Here is a 20,281-nt window from a genome sequence, read left to right as displayed (position 1 = left end):
TGTTTGAGAAGAGTATGTATAAAGATTATAACATTTATCATTTTATGAATTATTACACATCTTGTACAAAAGATTTCTGTCTAGTCACATTCTAGTCCAAATGTATGATTTGTGTTTTTATCTGAATGATATATATATCAAGTTTGGGCGTTTTGTCGATTTACTCTCTCTGAATTTATGCTTTTTGCTGGATTTGAGTGCAAGATTGTTAGACCTATTTATCAAAGGGCTGAAAGATGTTAATATATGAAAACTGACAATAACATTATTGGGATTAGAAAAAGCATATAATTTTAAAAAAATAGAGTCGGAGACTAGAGATTGTATTGAGATTCTAAATATTGATGATATAGTGGATGCGAAATCTGGTAAAAAAATAATGTTCATAGAGGGTCCACCGACTATGAATGGTTCACCACACCTCGGTCACCTACGTGGTAGGGTGATAAAGGATTTGTGGTATCGTTATAATACACTGTGTGGAAATCATGTAATATTCAATGGTGGCTGGGACACTCAGGGTCTGCCAGTAGAGTTGCAAGCTGAAAAAGAACTTGGTATTACTGGAGGAAAATCTGAGATTATTAATTCGGTTGGTCTGGGAAAATTAGTAGAGACGTGTAAAAGTATTGTGGATAAATTTAGTAAAGAATGGATTGCCGCCGATAAACTACTTGGAGTTTCACTTGATTCGGATAACGCGTATTGGACACATCATGACAATTACATTCAAAAAGAATGGCAGTTACTCAAACAAGCGAATCAAAATAATATACTGTATGAAGATTATACCGTAATTGCATACTGTCCGGGTTGCCAAACTTCTCTAAGTCATGCAGAAGTAAATCAAGGTTATGAGCAGATCAAAAATCCTTCATTATACTACAAGGTGAAATTACAAGACTCGGATGAATTTTTTATTGTGTGGACGACTATGCCATTCACATTAATTACTGATGCTATGATTGGTATTAATCCTGATGAGACTTATCACTATATCTCTACAAACAATGAGGTGTGGATTGTTGGTGAAACACGGCTGGAGGATTTTGCAAAAGAGATTGATATAGAATATACAACACAGAAGACTGTAAAAGGCTCTGATTTAGATGGAATCAAATATGTGCATCCACTACTGGAATTTATTCCGAGTTTGGAGAGACTTGCACATTCTGATAATTATCACATATCTGTATCTGAGGGATTTGTGGATGTAAATACTGGAACAGGACTTGTACACATGTCACCGGCAAATGGTGAGGAAGACATTAAAGTTGCGAATAAACGTAATGTTGAAATATTCTGCCCAATAGACGATGCAGTAAAATTCACGCAGGATGCAGGAAAGTACTCTGGTCTATTTGTACGTGATGCCGATTCTATTATTCATGAAGATCTCAAAAGTGTAGGCGCCTTGGTAAAGTATGGTACCATTAAACACAAGTATCCACTGTGTTGGCGTTCGGGCCATCCTATTGTGTGGCTTGCAAGAAAAGGGTGGTTTTATCGATTGGACAGACTTGAGAATCGTGCAATTGATGCGGCAAACAAGGTAGAGTATTTCTTTGAATCTCCTAAAAATAGATTTCTTGGAATCATACAAGAGAGGCATCCGTGGTGTATCTCTCGTGAACGTTTTTGGGGCAGCCCATTGCCTGTGTGGGTATGTACTGAGTGTAATCATAAAATGTGGTTTTATTCTAGAGAGGAGATTGTAAATGCTGCGTTTGAATTACCAGACGGATCTGACTTTGAATTACATCGTCCTTGGATTGATAATGTAAAAATAAAATGTGAAAAATGTAATAATGATACCATTCGGGAACCGTATGTACTTGACACTTGGCATAACAGCGGTGCTGCTCCACGATCTTCACTTACTGATGAAGATTATAAAAATTACATCCCTGCACCATTTTTTACCGAAGGAATCGATCAAACACGTGGTTGGGCATATACACTACTAATTGAGAATGTAATATTTCACAATGATTCAATTTCACCATACAACTCTTTTCTGTTCCAAGGACATGTACTGGACAAAAATGGCAACAAGATGAGCAAAAGTAAAGGTAATGTAATACTGGCAAGCTCCATTCTATCTGAACAATCAGTCGATCTCCTTCGATTATACCTCATGGGAAAGACAAGCCCAATTGAGCCATTAAATTTTGATAAAAAAGAGATGATGTCACGTCCATATCAATTATTAAATACTTTATACAACATGCATCTATTTTATACTCAAAATGCACAGTATGACAAATATGATTGTGCAGATCCTGATTCACTAAATGACATTCAATATCCAGATGTATGGTTGTTATCCAAACTACAAACTCTGATATCGCTTGTCACTAGTAATAATGAGAAATGCAGATTTAATGATTCCATTAAAAGCATTGATGATTTTTTGATTGGTAGCATGAGTCAGGGATACATCCCAATGATACGTGATCATCTGTGGAGTGAGGATGACACTCAAAAACAACGACGATTCACAATATACTCTGTCCTCGGTACAACTCTGCATACACTTGACATATTATTACATCCAATATGCCCATTCATCACAGAATATCTTTACAACTCTGTCTTTGGTAATGTCTCTAGTATTCTATCAGGTCAGTGGCCAAGACCCGATACATCTTTGAAAAATCCGTCCATGGAAGAATCATTTGATATCATGATGACGATAATATCTGTATCTGCATCTGTTAGAATGATTGCTAATCTAAAAAGACGATGGCCACTAGAGAAGGCATACATTTGTGTTTTACCTGGAAAAAAATCACAATTGATTAATTTAATTGAATTGTTAAAATCACAAATAAATATTGAAGAGATAGAAATTTTTGAGATTTCACAATCAACTGGTTTAGAATTATTTATCACATTACAAAAACAGCAACTTCCAGTATCCTGTGAGTTATTACTCAACATGGCTAGAATTGGACCGAAGGTGAAACAGCACCTAAGTGCTGTTCGTGAATTGTTCAAAGAATCACAACATGATCTAATTGTATCATCTCTTCAAAAAAATAATACATATACGTTTGACGTGGGTGGGGAATCTATTACTCTTGATGTTGATGATTTTGTGATTAATGTCATAGGTGATAAACAACATGCGTATTCAAGCAAGGATGATGTATCTGTAATAATTCCCAAAGTACGTAATGGTGAAATGATTACAAAGGGATTGATACGTGACATTGCACGCCGTCTACAGTCTCTGCGTAAGGAACGCGGATTCGACCCCACAGATATCTTATCGAAGGCATCCATCTTAGATTTAGATGAAAAGTATGTAGAGATGTTATATGATAAAGTTGATCAATTAAAGTATCTTGTTCGTGTAAAGGATATTACTTTTTCTGATAATTGTAAAGAATACAAACAAGAAGAAATTGATGGTATTAACCTAAGAATTTCTATAGAGTGATTCGTATTTATCTCAATTAATACATCTTTAATCTCAATTATTCCATATATCTTTTAAAGTATAATGATAATTGATATTATGGTACCACAAATTAGTCTTGATGCGTGGCAGATAAAACATTTAGAGAATTTATTGAAAAAAGGATCTCTTGTTGTGATGAAAAATAATATGCCTCTTGTTTTGTATCGTAGACCGATAAGTGAATCAGATCTTGGTTTGGAAGAGACTGTCTGTACTCTAACATCCAATTTTGTAATTGAGCAATTACTAGTCACCGGTGGGGATTTCCCTCCTAGTTTTAGAGAACAACTTGTTTATACGATTAGTGAATTTCCTGATATTTTGAGTAAAAAAAGCAAAGAGAGATTTCTTGAATTGATTGATGATTTAGAATATAAACTGAATGTTGACTCTGACATGGATGATTTTTAATGTCTGAAAGGTCTAAATTATACACTACTTCTTTCTAGTAATACGTTGAAATTGGTTATTGGTATCACTGGAAGCACTGGTGTAATTTACGGAATCCGAATTCTTGAAGCATTAAAGAACATTGCACAGACACATCTTGTAATGTCTGAATGGGCTCAAAAATGCATATCTATGGAGACCGACTTTAACATTGAATATGTGAAATCCCTTGCTACCTATTCTTCAAGTGATCAAGATATGGCATCTGTGATCTCTAGTGGAACAAATCATACAGATGGTATGATAGTAATACCATGTAGTATGAAGACTCTGTCTGCCATTGCAAATGGCTTTGATCAGTCTCTCATAGTTCGTTCAGCAGGTGTCACATTAAAAGAATCTAGAAAACTAGTTTTAGTTACACGGGAAGCACCGTTGAGCGCCATAAATTTGGAGAATATGTTAAAACTTGCACGTCTTGGTGTTATAATACTTCCACCGGTGACTGAATTTTACACAAAACCGGAATCTATTGATGATATAATTAATCACTGTGTTGGAAAATGCCTTGACCAATTTGACATACCTCATAATTTATACAAACCATGGAATCCAAAAGACTAGTTATCTTTCTGAATCTTTGAATTTCTTTAATTCTTCTTCGCCCTCTATCTTACCTTTTTCATATTCGCCCTTTGCCTTTCCAAACGTCTTTGCCAGTTCAGGTATTTTTTTGGCTCCAAATATGAATACGGCTACGATAATAATCACAAATATCCATTCTTGACCAGCTATGAATCCAAATAGATTAAGCATTTAGCATACATGATTTGATTTAAGATTTAAGTGTTGAGTTTGGTATCTTTTGTCTCTCTATTCACGTGTCGATTCACTGCCACTATTCCACATAGATACAAAAGTATCATGGGACCTGCTATGAACCACATAGTGACCCCACTACCATCTGGAGTTACCACAGCTCCGAATATGACTATAATTACTATAGCATACCTGATGTTTTTCTTCCAAAATTTCTCATCTGTTATTCCTGCTATGGTAATCGCATACATGACTAGTGGTAATTGAAATGATAATCCAAATGCCAGTAAAAACTGTAAAACAAATGACACAAAATCCATAATATTAAGAAATGTTACTAGATTAGCTGACGCTCCATATTTGTAAAGGAAATCAAGAATATATGGTATTACGGTATAGTATGCAAATAGACATCCTGTGATGAATAAACCAACTGCAGGTATAGTTATTGTTCTACTAATGTGAATCTCTCTCTCCTTCAAGGCTGGACGGATGAATCCTATTGCCTCTCTTACAAATATGGGTATGGATATTGTGATTCCAATAAGTACTGCTATGTACACTTGGGAGAAGAAAGCTTGTCCTGGAGCTGTCTGGATAAGCTGAACTTCCTGCGGAACAAGATTTGCCTTCATATATGATGTAACTTGAGCTGCAATGTTGTTTAACGGCTCTATTGTTGGATAGTATAATGTGATTCCCGAATATTCAAATTCATTCAAGTGTAATGTTAAGATGAGAGTTGTTATGATACCAACTATAACGACTAGGCGCAAAATACGTTTTCTCAACTCTGCAAGATGTGTTGCAATATGGTCCAAATCGGACATTTTCTTTCATGATTGCTATACTTTTATCTATTTTAGGTGTTTGGTAAATTCTTATGATATGGGGAGCAATTTAGATTCTGGTAACCCCGTTGTTTGTTGCTCTTCTGTATCCATTCCCTCAAACTCTAGTGTTATTATTGACATGGTATGAAATTTCTCATCCACTTGTTCGGCTAGATTGGCAATATCTGTGCTCTTTGTTATCTCATCTGAATGAGACAAAAGTATACGTTCACCTTTGGTTTTCACAGTACCATTAAATTTAGATTGGAGAAATTTTGTAACATCATCTATCATGTCTTTTGTTATATTGTTATGGTAGAATGCTATTCCTGGTATTGACTCATAGTCTACTGGATTTCCATGTTTGTACCAAAACAATCCTACAAATTTTGCATCCTCTGGGTCTAATATTGCCTTGATCTCCCAGTTTAATAATTTGGCAGTATCATAAGTAATTTTTTTTATCTCTTCAGCAGTTAATTTCCAATATCTAATTCTCTTCATGATGATGTGTTATCTTTCTATTATAAATTCCAATATGATATTCAATAGTCAGAATGTCACATAAACTGGTTGTTAATAATAACTATACTGCTCAAGACTCAGGATTTTTCAATCTAGTGTTAAATTCGGGACATATGCACACGAATTAAAGTCATAATAATTTAATTTTCATACCCCTGATTTAACAGCCCTGTCAAATGTCCCTGATTTAACAGCCCTGTCAAATGTCCCTGATTTTGAACAAAACCCATCAAGACCTGATTTAAATAGTTATTGAGACGATTTAAATTATGGTAGAAAAATCAAAACCAAGTAAAAAAGACAGTGACAGTAAAAGATCAGATGGTCGGACTTTTATTGGTAGTAGAGCAGAAGTATCTAGTACAACGTCTGCTGAAAGAAAAGTCTACTCCAAGAACTACAGAGACAACAAACTAATCGATTTTAAACTATTCATTCAATTTTTCTTTATTTGCGGTATTTCATCTAATAACAATTTATAAATATCTGTAATCAAGTGTTAGTTTTTCTTTTGGATACTGGTTTTATATATCACTGCCACTCGAAAGTGAATAGAAAGAATTACCAAACTCATATTACACAGAACCACGAATATCAATCCATATTCTAACAGAACTTTGTGTAAAAAGATTTAATACTTTGCGATATTGTTACATCTTGTGTTGGGATGTACCGTTGTTGTTACAATTCAAAACAAGCCAGAAATTAGTGATCCTGAAGGCACAAGTATACTGAATAATCTAGTTTTACGGTATGGCAACATGAATGTATCTAGCATTAGAACTGCCAAGACTTTGAAATTTACAATTGATTCAGATTCAGATAACATTGAAGATAGAGTACGACAAATGTGCGATGACTTGCACATTTACAATCCTCTAATTAGCACCATAACGGTCAAGAAAGAGATTCAATGATGTGATGTATTCGTCTTTTAGGTTTGTATAATTCATGATTCTTCAATATGTTATCCTTGTAATAATTATCACCTCTCTTGTTTTAGATGCTAATGCAACTCTTCCATTACCTTTTTCTGCTATTAAGAATCATGGAGCATCATATACGGATGTAATATGTAGTGGTGAATTAGTTTTGGTGTTTAAAACAAACGGGAATATCCCTATATGTATTAGTCCTATTTCTCTAGAGATTCTCCTAGAGCGGGACTGGGTAAAACTAGAATACGGTAACATCATTTCAGCTGATACCGTACTGTATAATGGAATCATCTACACCTTTGATGAATTACCTTTTCAGTCTCTGGCCATTACTGATGGTATTATAACATTTATCGGAGATGATGATGACGTTATGTCTTTAATTGATAATTTCACAGAGGTGATTGATCTCTGATGGTAAACTGGTACTGCCAGGATTCCATGATTCCCATCTACACCTTTTAGAATCTGCATCATTAATCGATATGTGTATAATTGATTCACAAGATGACATTGATGGAATTATTGACTCTCTGATTGGATGTAATCCTGAATTAATTAATGAAGATTGGATAGTAGGATATGGTCATTCCATCTCTTCACTTTTTGGCAATACAAAGTCTCCATTAATCATACTTGATGATATATTTCCAAATAATCCTGCAATTATAATGGAGACTACCTCACATTCACACTGGGTAAATTCTCTGGCCTTACAAAAAATAATGAATAATGACACCCTTACAACATCGTCAGGTGGATTTATGGGCTTTGTACAAAATACTACCATTCCTAATGGTATTCTATATGATAATCTTGGAGATGTCGTTATGAGTATTGCTCTGGCATCTAGTCTACAAACTGATAATGCAAATTATGCCGGTATACCATCTGGAATGAATATGTTGGCATCTAATGGAATTACCTCTATAACAGAGGCTCGTGTATTTTTAGATCGTAATCATCATAAATTATGGCAGACAGCCGGCTCTGATGATATACTAACTGGCAACGTGGTTCTTGCGCTTTACGCATATCCTCATCTTGATGACTCTGCACAAATTAATCATCTTGCATCATTATATAATGACTCTTCAAATCCCCGTCTTACCCAAATCAAAATGTATGTTGATGGCGAATTTAGTCATGGCACCTCAAAGTTGATAAATGCATATTCTAATGATACAAATTTTACCTCTACGTTTGGAATAAACTACTTTGATGAACAAAGATTAACAAAATATATCACAACACTTGAAAAAATTGGATTTGATTTTCATCTACATGCTAGTGGTGATAGATTTGTACGTGATGCTTTGAATGCGATTGAAAATGCACGGAAAATTAATGGTGATGTTGGGGCACGACATAAAATAACACACATAACATTGTATCATCCTGATGATGTGAATAGATTTGCAGATCTTGGTGTAGTGGCAGATTTTCAAACATCTGGATTTTTTGCACTACCTGATTTTGAATATGAAATGATTCCTTTGATTGGTGTTGATTGTTTACCCTACTTTTCAAATCCACGCTCCATTCATGATACTGGTGCTGTTACTACTCTGAGCAGTGATTGGAGTGTAGGTAGTCTTGATCCTTTTGTAGGAATTGAAAATGCATTGTCTAAAAATCACAAAAGTATGCCTGATTTAGATTCTGTTATTAGAGCATATACTATTAATGCGGCATACTCTATGCGTCAAGATGATACAACCGGTTCACTGGATGTAGGAAAATATGCTGATCTTTTAGTATTAGATGTGAATATATTTGATGTTCCAGTTAGTGAGATTTCCAAGACCAGAGTATTGTTTAGTATGTTTCAAGGAGATGTGATATTTGTAGATGATTCTTGGAGATGATTCTCTAAAGTTACAAATCAGATCTGTATGTTTGTGTTAAATTGAATCATTTATATCCAAACTCTTAATGTTGTAGTCATGGATGTAGATTCATCTAAAACCGTTTATCTCTTTACTCATGGTAGAGGGGATCTTCGTGATAAAGCGATACAATCTTTAGTTAGTGGTGGGTTCTCTGAGGGAAAAATTACTGATGCATCTCCAAATGTGGTTGGCTCTGTAGGTGACTATATGGCCATGTTGTGGATGCCTCCAAATCCAGATACAATAAAAATTCAGCAAATCACAAATGTTGTAGATGTAGAACCGGAGGGTATGGTTGGTCTGTGGAAAGGTGTGTCCAAAAATGATCTAGATGTCATTCCATTAAATCTCTGATTATTTTCATAACTTTTCTACTTGTTGATTCATACTATTTTTGATTCTATGGGTGTGATTTTATCGAGTATTGTATTATACCTTGATTATATAATATTGTACATTGTCCGTCAATTCAAGTTTATGTTGTAGAAACATCTAATCTTACAATTTACAGGATGTATCGTAATGTTAAAATTATACATATCTGTTTGTAATTATGCGTGAGCTGGTGAACGACACGCTGCTACGGCAGAGGAAACTCCTCCCTCTTGTAGGTGTGTGATTCAGTGATGAGTGATCAGAGATGATCGGTAACAGAACAGAAAATTATCTGATTTGGTAAACTGTGATGGCAAAACCTGAGGTTTCCATTAAAGAATGAAATATCTGTCCCACATAGAGCAAGGTCAAACAAAGTTAAACTCCTACACTAAAGACTTGGGTAGACCGCATAGCGAAATATCGTTAAAACAAAAGGAGGGTTACGACCAGCACACGCTATTAATCCCAACCTTTTGGCATTGTGCCGCGATTGGAATTTTTAGGTTTGTCCTCTGTATACACACTTTTGTGTTGTTGATACTCTGATTCGTCTCTCAATTGTGCCTCTCCTCTATTCGTTTGATAGCTGCCAGAAGATGAGCTAGTTTGAAATCCTTGTAGATCGCGTGGGTCAATTCCTGTTTGTTCACTCCCCTCTTTCTTTAATTTTCTACTACTAATGAAAAGAATACCTATTGCTCCTATCCCTGCCATTCCTGCCATACCATAAATGATTGCTATTGGAAATTCACCTGTAGATGTATCTCCTTTGTCATTAGAGACATCTTTACTTACCCCTATTGCCTCAGTATTCTCTATTAATGTGGGAATTGCAAATCCCAATAGTGTTATCTCTGCAGTACTAGCTGACTCTACTGATTTAACTGCATATTCTTTGTCTAGTGTAAATACTGCCTCGATTATCTTTTCTACCTGTCTGCCTTCTCTAAAACTACTTTCACCCATTGTGAATTTTGTGAAAACTTTGCCCAAAATTTCATCAGATAAACCAGCTCGTTGAGCATCGACGTTAATTCCTGTCGCATCAAATAATTTATGCCAATTTGTAAGTGGTTGATTTTTAACATCATCTGAATTAATTAGCGGTGTAGATAGGATCTCTAATGCATCTTCATTATTAATAGTGGCATAGATATTTGGTATATTTTTTTCAATAACTGATTTTGGTAAATTTATCTCTAAATCATTAATTACTACCGATTCGTCAATTGAAATTCCACGCCACGCAAGATCAATCAAAGCTGGAATATCTGCTCCCTGTTCTTCTCTTATTATATGATCAGTTATCGTTCCTGTTAAAATAATTTTATAATCTATGGATAGTGCCGATGCGCGACCTGTAGCTAGTGCTGAATACGTTACAGTTAAATCATTAATTTTGACACTACTTCCATCTCTTTGGATATTTTGTGTGATTTTTTGACCCAATTCTCTTACTTTGGGATCACTGTAATCTGCGATTATCTGTGTATCCCAATTCTGAGATTGTAGACTAGTCCAAATACCACCCTCTTCATACAAAAAGAATAATGTTCTTTGGAATGTTACTTTAAATGGTGCACTATTCTCTAGAGGTTCTATACTAGTGGAAAACTGTGCTCCAAAAACAGGTGTCATACTCATAGAAATTATGATTAACAGTGTTGAAAATATTCCAAGCTGTTTAAACACAGAATTTAAAAATTTATGTTAATCTAATAAACCTTTACTTGATATTATTCTGTCAAAAATAATATTTGTATATTGTGAGCAATTCGAGTAGTAATGGATTATATAATGAGTAGTGTTTGATCAATTATTAAAATGATAACAATTCTTGCTGGCGGTACTGGCTCTGTTAAAATAATTCGTGGAATTGCGTCTGTAGAAAATAAGGTAAATGTGATTTCAAATGTTGGTGATAATTATTGGTTGTATGGTATGTATATTTGTCCTGATATTGACACGGTTATGTATGGTATGGCAGATCTGCTTGATACAGAACGTGGTTGGGGAATTAAAAAAGATACTTTTAATTTTATACGCCAAATGGAAATATTTGGAGAAGATAGTTGGTTCCGAATTGGTGATCGCGATACTGCAACACATTTGATTAGAACTAATATGCTAAAAGATGGAAAAAACCTTACTGATATTACTCGTTGGATGTGTGAAAAATTTGCTGTGAATGTAAATATAATGCCTGTTACTGATAATGTAATTGAAACTAGAATTAATACTGAAAAAGGTGAGATGCATCTACAAGAATATTGGGTAAAGTATAGAGGTAAAGACAAAATAATAGGTATTGATTATATGGGAATAGACAAGGCACGTCCAAACCCAAATGTGATTAATGCACTACACGATTCAGAACTAGTAATAATTGCACCTGCAAACCCTCTTACTAGTATTGGTCCAATACTTCAAATCAAGGGAATACAAAAAGAGCTCTCTAAAATTAGAAAACGTGTTGTTGCAATAAGCCCATTAATTGGCAATTCTGCTATTAGTGGACCTGCAGGTGATTACATGAAATCTGCAGGTATAGATGTCTCATCCTATGGTTTAGCACGTATGTATTCTAATGTGTGTAAAACCATAATTATTGATACCAAAGATAAATCACTTACCTCGAAGATTAATGATTTAGATATGGATGTGCTTCATACTAAAATTATAATGAATACACCAAGTGCAGAACAAAAATTAGCGTCATTTATCACCAAACAATGTATCTGACTTGTTATCTGCTATTGTACCGGTAAAAACATTTTCACACGCTAAAAGTCGTTTAACTCTGAGCACTAGTCAAAAGATACAATTATCTGAATTGATGCTAAAAGAGGTTCTTGGGACAATTGATTCGTCTGATAAAATTGATGATATATTGCTAGTAACTGCAGATTCTAATGCTTTGAGTATTGGGGAGAAATTTAATGTGACAGAGATAAGAATGGAAACCGATTCTGGTGTAAATGATGCGATAAAACAGGCCGATGAATACTTGAGAAAGAAAAACTGTTCCACATCTATAGTTTTACCGCAAGATATTCCATTAATTCAAACTGAAGATTTGGATTTTTTAACACAATTCATCAAACCCGAATCCGTTTTGATTGTACCATCTAGACAATTTGATGGAACAAACGCGTTAATTAGAACTCCGTGTAGAGTCATTCCACCCTTGTATGATATGGGAGGTTTTAAAACTCACCTAGACTCTGGTAGACTAAACACAAAATACAGTAATGTGTTATACTGTGACAGAATCATGATTGACATAGATACTGATTTAGATATTTTACATGTTTTAAATCTCAACACAAAACCTGATTTTAACAAAATATTGTTAGAGATAATATCCTAGTGTGTAGTAATGCTTACAATTATTTACTAAACAATTAAAGATTATTCATGGCAGTTGAAAGATATATCGCTCTTGCAGGTATGGCTCTATTTGCAATGTTTGTTGGTGAAATTGCTTCTTTGTTTCATTTTATGATTGAATCAGAAACCGATAATGTTTTACAATTATTGATAGGATTTGATACTTCGGCTAAAATACTACAATTCATATCTATTGGTTCGGCTCCGGGGTTAATTCTCACAGGTGTGTCATTTATAATGTCAAAAAGATATGGTTCTAAATCAATTGGTTCTATTATTATCGTCGGCGGATCTATATTATTTTTAGGAATGTATTACTGTTTTACGCTTTTAGATAAAATTGATCCACAGTATCTTGACGGCTTTACTCTGATACTTCCTATACTATTCATGATTATAGCAATACCTGTTATTATTACAGGTGTATCGTTACTGAAGATTAAACATAGACTTCCAAAAAAAGATTTATTGTGAATATTCAATTTTCATGCTATTGGCAAATTTTTTAAATCCAAGTTTTTCATAAAAAGAATTTGACGCATCACTGCAATCAAGTATCGACTTGTAACAACCATACTTTTTGGAAATCTTTAATGCCTCTTTAATCAATGTGATACTAGTCTCTGATCTTGAATCTTTTGTGTAAATATCTTCAATGTGGCATACCAGTCCTCCATTGTGAATAAATTTTGTTTCAATGAATAATGTTATACATCCTATTATGGTATTATTCAATTCGGCCACCAAAATTATATGATTTAGATTATTGATAATCTTCATTAGTGTATTGCTTAGATTTGTCTTCTCCCCATTGTGAATTTTTAATATATCTAATAACCCATTTTCAATATCTGTCAGTTTGATTTTTCTGATTATACACTGCTCCAACTAGATCTACCTTTTTGTCTTTTTTTCAAATACACTTTGAGCTTTTCTGTAAGACTCTATATCTCCTATATCTAAAAAGCCTTTTTTTATCATAAAACTAGATATCTTTTTTTTTGAATTTATTGCCCTTTTTATCACAATATTCATATCATATTTTTTACCTGCCGGTATCATGTCTAGTAAATCATAATTCAGTACATAGCACCCCATATTGATATTTGATTTTATGGTTGGTTTCTCTGCCCAGTCTGTCACAAGACCGTTTTTCGTATCTATCACCCCATACTGTAAATCTGTTTTATGTTCAAAAAGACTCATTGTTACAAACGCTCTAGTTTTTTTGTGCTGTGAGATCATTTTTGCTAAATCAAACCCATAAATGGAATCCCCATACATACACACAAACGTGTCCTCAAGATACTTTTGTGCAGACTTTAATTGTCCTGCAGTAGATAATGGTTTATTCGACACTGCGTATTGGATATCTACCCCAAATTCACTACCGTCTTTAAAATAATTCTCAATAGTTTTTCCCAAATAACTTGTACACAATACTATGGATTTTATTTTATTTTTTTTACACCATTCTATTAAATGCCCCAACACTGGCCTGCCTCCTAATGGAAACATTGGTTTTGGTATAATAGTAGTGTACGGTAACAGTCTAGTCCCAAGCCCTCCTGCAAGTATAACTGCTTTCATACGATTAATTACTCGTTGTAGTATTTATATTATTTAACAAAATCATAATACTAGTTTGTTGATCTTTGAAATTACTTTGTACGGTTCTGTTGCAAAAATTAATATCATGGGCTCTTTACCATAATCCCCCATGTGATATATTAGTTCTGGTGCCTCTTGTGCATGTTTAATTGCATTTGTTGTTCCCCAAAATATTGTATTATTTTCTTTCATTCTCTTGTCTGCCGGTTCGAGTTTTCTGTCATATTTTGCAACTATTAGACCGGCGTTTTTTGCACGAATTATAATCTCCTCGCTGAATTTTATATTCACAGCAGATCTTTCATCTTTGAATTTTTTCATCATTGCCAGTACTGCTGATGCAACATGCTTTGATGATCCATACATCAACTCTCCTGCACACATGACTGTATCCCCTGTTTTGACTATTCTGCCATTTATGCCAAGTATGTCTGATATCGATTTTGGGTTATTTTTTGAATAGACAAAGTTTGTCTGACACTCTGGTATTATTTCTGATACGTGATTAATATTGAGGAAATCCTCAATTGCAAGTGATAATTTTACATGATTATTAGATGGTGATTCTACTATACTTGTACCGTTTGTATATTTTTGCGCATGTTTAATTGATGAAATGGTAAATTTTTGTGCAAATTTTACAGCACTTATAATTTCACATCCCTTTACTAATTGTGTGGCAAGTGCACAGGCAAATCGACATCCCCCGCCTCTATTTTCTGTGTTTATTTTTCTACTTGATAATATTTTTTCATTATTCTTCCAGGCGATTAAATCCGATACTGTATCTGCCTCAAACTCATTTCCTGTTATTATTACATGTTTTACACCCATTTTTAGAATTAATTGGGCTGCTTGTCTGACGTTTTGTTTTGTTTGTAATTTTAAACCAGTCAAGATTGATGCCTCATACACATTCGGTGTGATTGAATGTGCCAAGGGTAGTAGTAATTTTTTATAATGATTAATGGCCTCACTTTTAATCAATTCTCCTTGAGTGGTGGATTTTACTACAGGATCTAGTATGATGTGAGCATCTAAATCTTTTATCTCTGAGTGTATCTGTTGTATAATCTCTGAATTATACACCATACCTATCTTTACTGCATCAATTTTAAAATCACTCAGTATGGAGTGAAATTGGTCCCCGATTACTTGCTTTGATAATGCATGTGTAGAGTGATAATTAACGGTGTTCTGAGATGTGACCGCTGTAATTATGGATGGGCTATACACTCCGAGTTCTGCTAATACCTTGACATCCCCCTGTATTCCTGAAGCCGATGAAGTGTCTGAGCCACCTACAACTAGTATGTTCATGGTAATTATACATAATATTCGTAATATTAAATGTTAAATTCTCTTGATGAATTTTGATTATGTGACATGTGTTTTTACATTGGACAAGATTTTCAGCTGTCTGTATTGATGTTAAAATAAAACCTGAATGACTACATAACATTAGTGTTTAAATGATACTATGCATCAACTCTCCTTATATGACTACACAAATGAGTCAAGCTAGACGTGGCATAATTACTAATGAGATGAAACAGGTTGCCAAAGATGAAGATGTCTCTACAAATTGGCTCTGCTCTAGAATAGCCGATGGTTCTATAATAATTCCAAGTAATAATGTACGAAAGGAAGATATTCACAATGTGGGGATCGGCAAGGGATTAAAGACCAAGGTAAATGTAAACATTGGTACATCTACTTTAAACATAGATCAAGAAAGTGAGGTTGAAAAAGCAAAGATTGCTGTAAAGTATCATGCTGATACCATAATGGATTTGAGTGATGGTGGCGATATTGCAAGTATCAGACGTGTATTGTTGAGTAACGCACCAATTACTTTTGGCACTGTTCCAATTTATGAGGCATACAACAAGGCCGTACAATCCAGAAAGGCCCCTACTGAAATGTCTGAAGATGATTTTTTACATGCGTTTGAGAATAATGTCAAAGACGGTGTCGATTATACCACCATTCATTCTGGAATTACTAAAGATATTGCAAAGCGTATTTTACAGGTGAACAGACATGGTGGCGTGGTAAGTAAAGGTGGGACAATTACTGCGGCATGGATGTTGAAAAATGATAAAGAAAATCCATATTTCGAGCATTTTGATTATTTGGTAGAGTTGGCAAAAAAATATGATGTTACCTTTAGTCTTGGAGATGCGTTAAGACCAGGCTCTATCTTGGATTCACACGATGAGCTACAGGTACAAGAGATGATCAATATTGCCAGACTAGTAAAAATTGCACACAAAAGTGATGTACAAGTCATGGTGGAAGGTCCAGGTCATGTACCGCTGAATGAAGTTGCAGCCAATGTCCGTCTTGCAAAGTCTTTGATTGGTAATGTTCCATATTATGTATTGGGTCCACTAGTAACTGATATTGCATCTGGTCATGATCATATTGCAAGTGCAATAGGAGCTGCCGTATCTGCAAGTGAGGGGGTTGATCTATTGTGTTATCTTACACCATCTGAACATCTGGCACTACCTAATGTGGAGGATGTCAAAGCAGGGTTAATTGCTTATAGAATAGCAGCTCATGCCGGTGATCTTGTCAAACTACGTGAGAAATCAATCAAATGGGATGCTGCCATGACTCTTGCACGTAGAACACTTGATTGGGAAAAACAATTGGCACTCTCTATTGATCCTGAAGCTGCAGCTAGAATTCATGCAAGAACTGGACAACATCCTGGGAATAATGTTCCATGTACAATGTGTGGTGGCGCATGTGTATACATTATGCTACCACAACAAAGAAAATCTACTCCGTCTACTAAACATGACAACATCTCTTCTAAATCTGATGTATTGCTAGAGTAATATGTGATTTATTTTATACTACTTGTCATACTAGATAGTTTTTTTGATGCTTTTGCCGTATCTGTATGATCTGCTATGTCATTTTGACATTTTTTGATATAATCTAACAATTCGTCTGTCTTGTTTTCTTGAATTATGGTCAAAACTCTGCCTAATTCCTTCCAAAATTCTTCAGCATATCTGCGCATTTCTGGATTTAACATAATGCTTTCAATCATCTCTGGTGATTCAGAAGTTAGACCATCTACTAGTACTCGATGTGCCTTGAATGTAGTACCTGACATTTTCTCAATGAGTTGAAGTTTTTCATCTTTAGTAATTATGCTTCCTAGTATTAGATTAATTGTATGTGTAAGACCAAGTATTAATCCAATTTTTTTATCGTGTTCATGTGCATTTGTAGTTACAAAGTTTGCCCCTGCAAATAATGATTTGACTACTGTCAACTCTTTTTTTGCATCTTTAATTGGTATTATGATAATATTTTGTCCGTTAACTTTCTGTGTTCCGGGTCCGAACATTGGGTGAATACAAATTGGGTTAATCTTTAATGGGATTTTAGATAGGGCTGATGATGTTTTTGTTTTCTCCGATGCAATGTCAATAATGAATGCGTCTCGTTTCATCTCTTTAGATATGAGTCTTATGACCTCAGCTGTCTGTCTTATTGGCGTACATAAAAATACAAAATCTGCACTTAAAATTGAACTTACAAGTGACTTTCCAACTATACAATCTTTGATACTGACTTTATTTTGAGAATCAAATCCTGTGACGGTGTATTTTTTCGTCTTGAGGAAATACCTTACAAACCATTTACCCATTCTTCCCCCTGCTCCAATTACTGTGATTTTTTTCATATTTCAATTAACATTTTCATGCCTGATATTAGTTCCTTTACATCTGAGCACAGTGATATCCTCACAAAATTCGTATATTCTCCAAATCCCTCTCCGGGTGCTACTGCTAAACCTTTTTCAAGCAAAGAGTTGGCCAATTCTGAACCATTTCTTCCCATGTCTAAAAATAAATACATGGCTCCATCTGGAACGGTGAATTTCAAATTTGCTTTTTTAGCAATTTTGATTATTTCATTCATTCGATTTTTAATTATTTTAGGGTTGTTACTTGTATCTTGATTTATTGCATTAATTGCTGCGTATTGAATTGGCTCTGACACACTCGTGATACATAATGCTTGTAGTTTTACCATTTTTTGTATTATGTCTTTATGTGTTATTGCATACCCAATTCGAAATCCGGTCATTGCGTGAGATTTTGAAAATGAATTTACAACGATACCTTTCTCATAATTATATTCTAGTATACTTTTAAAAGCAGTGTATGTATATGTAGAGTAAACCTCATCACTGAGTATATACCAATCATTTTCTTTTGCTAAATTAACTATACTGTCTAGAGTTGTGTTTGAGAGAATCTTACCTGTTGGATTGTTTGGATAGTTTAGTATTATCATCTTTGTATTGATACTTGTCGCTTTTCTTATGTCATCTAATGATGGCTCCCAACACTCCTCAATACTCGTCTTTATTATTTTAGTTTTAACACCTGCAAATTCTGCGCATTGTCTGTATGCAGACCATGCCGGTTCTATAATTATTACCTCATCGCCAGGAACTAACAGAGTAGTGATTGCGGCAAATACTGCGAATCTTCCCCCATGAGTAATTATTATATTCTCTGGCATGACTTTGTGCTTTTTTGCCAATTCTTCAAGTAATGTTTGATCTCCTTGAGGCATACCATATTTTGTGAATCCTAATTTGTATGCATCCGATAATGCATTTTGTAATGATTTGGGCGCCATAAAATCTGGCTCACCTATCTCCATGTGTATCATATCTTTACCATTTTTTTCCATCTCTTTTGCTTTGTAAAATATTGACAAATGTGCATTATTCTTAATTGATTGTACTCTTACTGATTCATTAATCAAAAAATTAACAAACCTTCCAGCACTTGCTTTATTTAAACCAATTTCACTGACTAGTATCTGCATTTTATTGAATAATTGCTCTTCTCTGGTTTTATCAATGATTTTTCTTCCTACATCTTTCTTTGCAATACCTATCTTCTGTGATAATTCTAGGCGTTTTTTAAATAAAATAATCATCTCTTGTGTAATTTTGTCAATTTCATTACGAATTGAATCTATATCTTCCATGTTATAGTACCTGTTTAATGAAACCACCAATTAATGCATGATCTGCAAGTACTAGTGATACGAGAGCATCTACGACCGGTACTGCTCTTGGAACTACACATGGATCGTGTCGTCCCTTGATGTGTAGTGTTGCAGATTTACCAGTTTTTATATTGACGGTCTTTTGCTTTTGTGCTACAGAGGAGACTGGTTTGAAAGCTATTCTCATTTTAAGAGGCATTCCAATGGAAAGTCCTCCAAGTATGCCTCCTGAATTATTTGTACTAGTTTTGATGTTTTTGCCTTTTTTAATGTATAAATCATTATTTTCGGTCCCCCTTTTCTCTGAACCGTCAAAACCTGATCCGAATTCTACTCCTTTAACTGATGGTATTGAATAAATTGCTGCACTTAGTTCTGATTCAAGAGATCCAAATATGGGTTCTCCCATTCCAACTGGCAGATCAGTCGTAACTGATTCAATTATTCCACCCAGCGTATCTCCGCTCTTTCGTGCAGATATGATTTCTTGATACATTTTTTTTGCGTCTGCCTTGTTGGGACATCGAGTATCATTGCTGAATATCATTTTTGGTGTGATTATTAATGGTGTGGATCTTATCTGTGTCTTGCCAATTTGTGTTGTGTAAGAATATACCTTTATGGATATCTCTTGTAATAATTTTCTTGCAACTGCCCCTCCCATTACATGAGTTGCTGTGAGTCTGCCAGAGAATCTTCCACCACCACGATAGTCATTAAATTTTTTATATTTTATCATAGCAGGATAGTCTGCGTGACCTGGTCGTAGATTATTTTGCAAATTATCATAATCTTTTGATTTTTTATCCTTGTTCCAAATTATCATTGTAATTGGAGCGCCTGTGGTATATCCTCTGAATACACCTGATATTATTTCTACGATATCTTTTTCTTTTCTTTGTGTGGTTATTGCAGATTGCCCTGGTCTGCGAAGATCTAACATGGGTTGTATGTCTTTTTCACTTCACTCAAGTCCTGCAGGAC

General features: G+C 34.5%; 21 protein-coding genes and 1 other RNA gene. 12 read left to right on the top strand and 10 right to left on the bottom strand.

Annotation, left to right across the window (positions count from 1 at the left end; genetic code table 11):
• Positions 1–268 precede the first annotated feature (268 nt).
• The 3 genes from ileS (at position 269) to R1F52_07645 (ending at position 4,480) form a co-directional block, all read left to right on the top strand.
• Complete coding sequence (gene ileS, locus R1F52_07655) at positions 269–3,445, top strand: isoleucine--tRNA ligase (protein ID WOV92964.1); 3,177 nt, start codon at positions 269–271, stop codon at positions 3,443–3,445.
• Between the two features lie 63 nt (positions 3,446–3,508).
• The gene (locus R1F52_07650; protein ID WOV92963.1) at positions 3,509–3,877 is read left to right on the top strand and encodes a hypothetical protein; all 369 of its coding nucleotides are present in this window, start codon (positions 3,509–3,511) and stop codon (positions 3,875–3,877) included.
• Between the two features lie 45 nt (positions 3,878–3,922).
• Positions 3,923–4,480 carry a UbiX family flavin prenyltransferase gene (locus R1F52_07645; protein WOV92962.1) on the top strand — a complete coding sequence of 186 codons (558 nt, stop codon included), beginning with the start codon at positions 3,923–3,925 and terminating at the stop codon, positions 4,478–4,480.
• Here R1F52_07645 and R1F52_07640 read toward each other — a convergent pair whose 3' ends face one another.
• Genes R1F52_07640 through R1F52_07630 form a run of 3 tightly spaced genes read right to left on the bottom strand, consistent with a single transcriptional unit; the run spans position 4,481 to position 6,012 of the window.
• On the bottom strand, positions 4,481–4,672 hold the full coding sequence (locus R1F52_07640; GenBank protein WOV92961.1) for a twin-arginine translocase TatA/TatE family subunit: 192 nt from the start codon (positions 4,670–4,672) through the stop codon (positions 4,481–4,483). It lies immediately after the preceding gene.
• Positions 4,673–4,698: 26 nt separating this feature from the next.
• The gene (gene tatC, locus R1F52_07635) at positions 4,699–5,505 is read right to left on the bottom strand and encodes a twin-arginine translocase subunit TatC (protein WOV92960.1); all 807 of its coding nucleotides are present in this window, start codon (positions 5,503–5,505) and stop codon (positions 4,699–4,701) included.
• A gap of 51 nt (positions 5,506–5,556) precedes the next feature.
• Positions 5,557–6,012 (bottom strand): hypothetical protein, encoded by a 456-nt coding sequence (locus R1F52_07630; protein WOV92959.1) that lies wholly within the window; start codon positions 6,010–6,012, stop codon positions 5,557–5,559.
• 680 nt (positions 6,013–6,692) lie between these two features.
• Here R1F52_07630 and purS point away from each other — a divergent pair.
• The 5 genes from purS to rnpB all read left to right on the top strand — a co-directional run bounded on the left by purS (position 6,693) and on the right by rnpB (position 9,696).
• Complete coding sequence (purS, locus tag R1F52_07625; protein ID WOV92958.1) at positions 6,693–6,950, top strand: phosphoribosylformylglycinamidine synthase subunit PurS; 258 nt, start codon at positions 6,693–6,695, stop codon at positions 6,948–6,950.
• Between the two features lie 34 nt (positions 6,951–6,984).
• On the top strand, positions 6,985–7,386 hold the full coding sequence (locus tag R1F52_07620; GenBank protein WOV92957.1) for a DUF561 domain-containing protein: 402 nt from the start codon (positions 6,985–6,987) through the stop codon (positions 7,384–7,386).
• On the top strand, positions 7,376–8,839 hold the full coding sequence (locus R1F52_07615) for an amidohydrolase family protein (protein WOV92956.1): 1,464 nt from the start codon (positions 7,376–7,378) through the stop codon (positions 8,837–8,839). Before R1F52_07620 ends, R1F52_07615 begins: the two co-directional genes overlap by 11 nt.
• Before the next feature lie 78 nt (positions 8,840–8,917).
• Positions 8,918–9,217: a hypothetical protein gene (locus R1F52_07610; GenBank protein ID WOV92955.1), complete on the top strand. Its 300-nt coding sequence runs from the start codon at positions 8,918–8,920 to the stop codon at positions 9,215–9,217.
• Between the two features lie 203 nt (positions 9,218–9,420).
• An RNA gene (gene rnpB, locus R1F52_07605) (RNase P RNA component) lies at positions 9,421–9,696 on the top strand.
• Between the two features lie 4 nt (positions 9,697–9,700).
• Here the strand turns inward: rnpB and R1F52_07600 are convergent.
• Positions 9,701–10,933, bottom strand: coding sequence for a hypothetical protein (locus R1F52_07600; protein ID WOV92954.1), 1,233 nt, complete (start codon positions 10,931–10,933; stop codon positions 9,701–9,703).
• A gap of 132 nt (positions 10,934–11,065) precedes the next feature.
• On the opposite strand from R1F52_07600, the gene cofD reads away from it, so the two are divergent.
• The 3 genes from cofD to R1F52_07585 are packed head-to-tail and all read left to right on the top strand — an operon-like array spanning position 11,066 to position 13,105.
• A complete protein-coding gene (gene cofD, locus R1F52_07595) occupies positions 11,066–11,983 on the top strand; it encodes a 2-phospho-L-lactate transferase (protein WOV92953.1) in 918 nt (305 codons plus the stop codon).
• A gap of 1 nt (position 11,984) precedes the next feature.
• Positions 11,985–12,611, top strand: a complete 627-nt coding sequence (gene cofC, locus R1F52_07590; protein WOV92952.1) for a 2-phospho-L-lactate guanylyltransferase — start codon at positions 11,985–11,987, stop codon at positions 12,609–12,611.
• A gap of 47 nt (positions 12,612–12,658) precedes the next feature.
• Positions 12,659–13,105, top strand: a complete 447-nt coding sequence (locus R1F52_07585; protein WOV92951.1) for a hypothetical protein — start codon at positions 12,659–12,661, stop codon at positions 13,103–13,105.
• Here R1F52_07585 and R1F52_07580 read toward each other — a convergent pair.
• The 3 genes from R1F52_07580 to thiD are packed head-to-tail and all read right to left on the bottom strand — an operon-like array spanning position 13,097 to position 15,562.
• Positions 13,097–13,519: a GNAT family N-acetyltransferase gene (locus R1F52_07580; protein WOV92950.1), complete on the bottom strand. Its 423-nt coding sequence runs from the start codon at positions 13,517–13,519 to the stop codon at positions 13,097–13,099. The genes R1F52_07585 and R1F52_07580 overlap by 9 nt on opposite strands.
• 6 nt (positions 13,520–13,525) lie before the next feature.
• Entirely contained in the window at positions 13,526–14,221 is a 696-nt protein-coding gene (locus tag R1F52_07575; GenBank protein WOV92949.1) for a nucleotidyltransferase family protein, read from the bottom strand.
• A 42-nt stretch (positions 14,222–14,263) separates the two neighbouring features.
• On the bottom strand, positions 14,264–15,562 hold the full coding sequence (gene thiD, locus R1F52_07570; protein WOV92948.1) for a bifunctional hydroxymethylpyrimidine kinase/phosphomethylpyrimidine kinase: 1,299 nt from the start codon (positions 15,560–15,562) through the stop codon (positions 14,264–14,266).
• A 179-nt stretch (positions 15,563–15,741) separates the two neighbouring features.
• Between thiD and thiC the strand changes: the two genes are divergently transcribed.
• The gene (gene thiC, locus R1F52_07565) at positions 15,742–17,091 is read left to right on the top strand and encodes a phosphomethylpyrimidine synthase ThiC (GenBank protein WOV92947.1); all 1,350 of its coding nucleotides are present in this window, start codon (positions 15,742–15,744) and stop codon (positions 17,089–17,091) included.
• A gap of 8 nt (positions 17,092–17,099) precedes the next feature.
• Here the strand turns inward: thiC and R1F52_07560 are convergent, their stop codons facing one another.
• The 3 genes from R1F52_07560 to aroC are packed head-to-tail and all read right to left on the bottom strand — an operon-like array spanning position 17,100 to position 20,249.
• Complete coding sequence (locus tag R1F52_07560; protein ID WOV92946.1) at positions 17,100–17,951, bottom strand: prephenate dehydrogenase; 852 nt, start codon at positions 17,949–17,951, stop codon at positions 17,100–17,102.
• Positions 17,948–19,276 (bottom strand): aminotransferase class I/II-fold pyridoxal phosphate-dependent enzyme, encoded by a 1,329-nt coding sequence (locus R1F52_07555; protein WOV92945.1) that lies wholly within the window; start codon positions 19,274–19,276, stop codon positions 17,948–17,950. The genes R1F52_07560 and R1F52_07555 overlap by 4 nt, the downstream gene beginning before the upstream one ends.
• A gap of 1 nt (position 19,277) precedes the next feature.
• Positions 19,278–20,249 carry a chorismate synthase gene (gene aroC / locus R1F52_07550; protein WOV93893.1) on the bottom strand — a complete coding sequence of 324 codons (972 nt, stop codon included), beginning with the start codon at positions 20,247–20,249 and terminating at the stop codon, positions 19,278–19,280.
• Positions 20,250–20,281 lie beyond the last annotated feature (32 nt).

It is taken from the genome of Nitrosopumilaceae archaeon AB1(1), from assembly GCA_033471095.1.
In the GTDB taxonomy this organism is placed as follows: Archaea; Thermoproteota; Nitrososphaeria; order Nitrososphaerales; family Nitrosopumilaceae; genus Nitrosoabyssus; species Nitrosoabyssus spongiisocia.
Note: the sequence above shows the minus strand (reverse complement) of the source record. Positions and strands in the feature narration are given on the sequence as shown.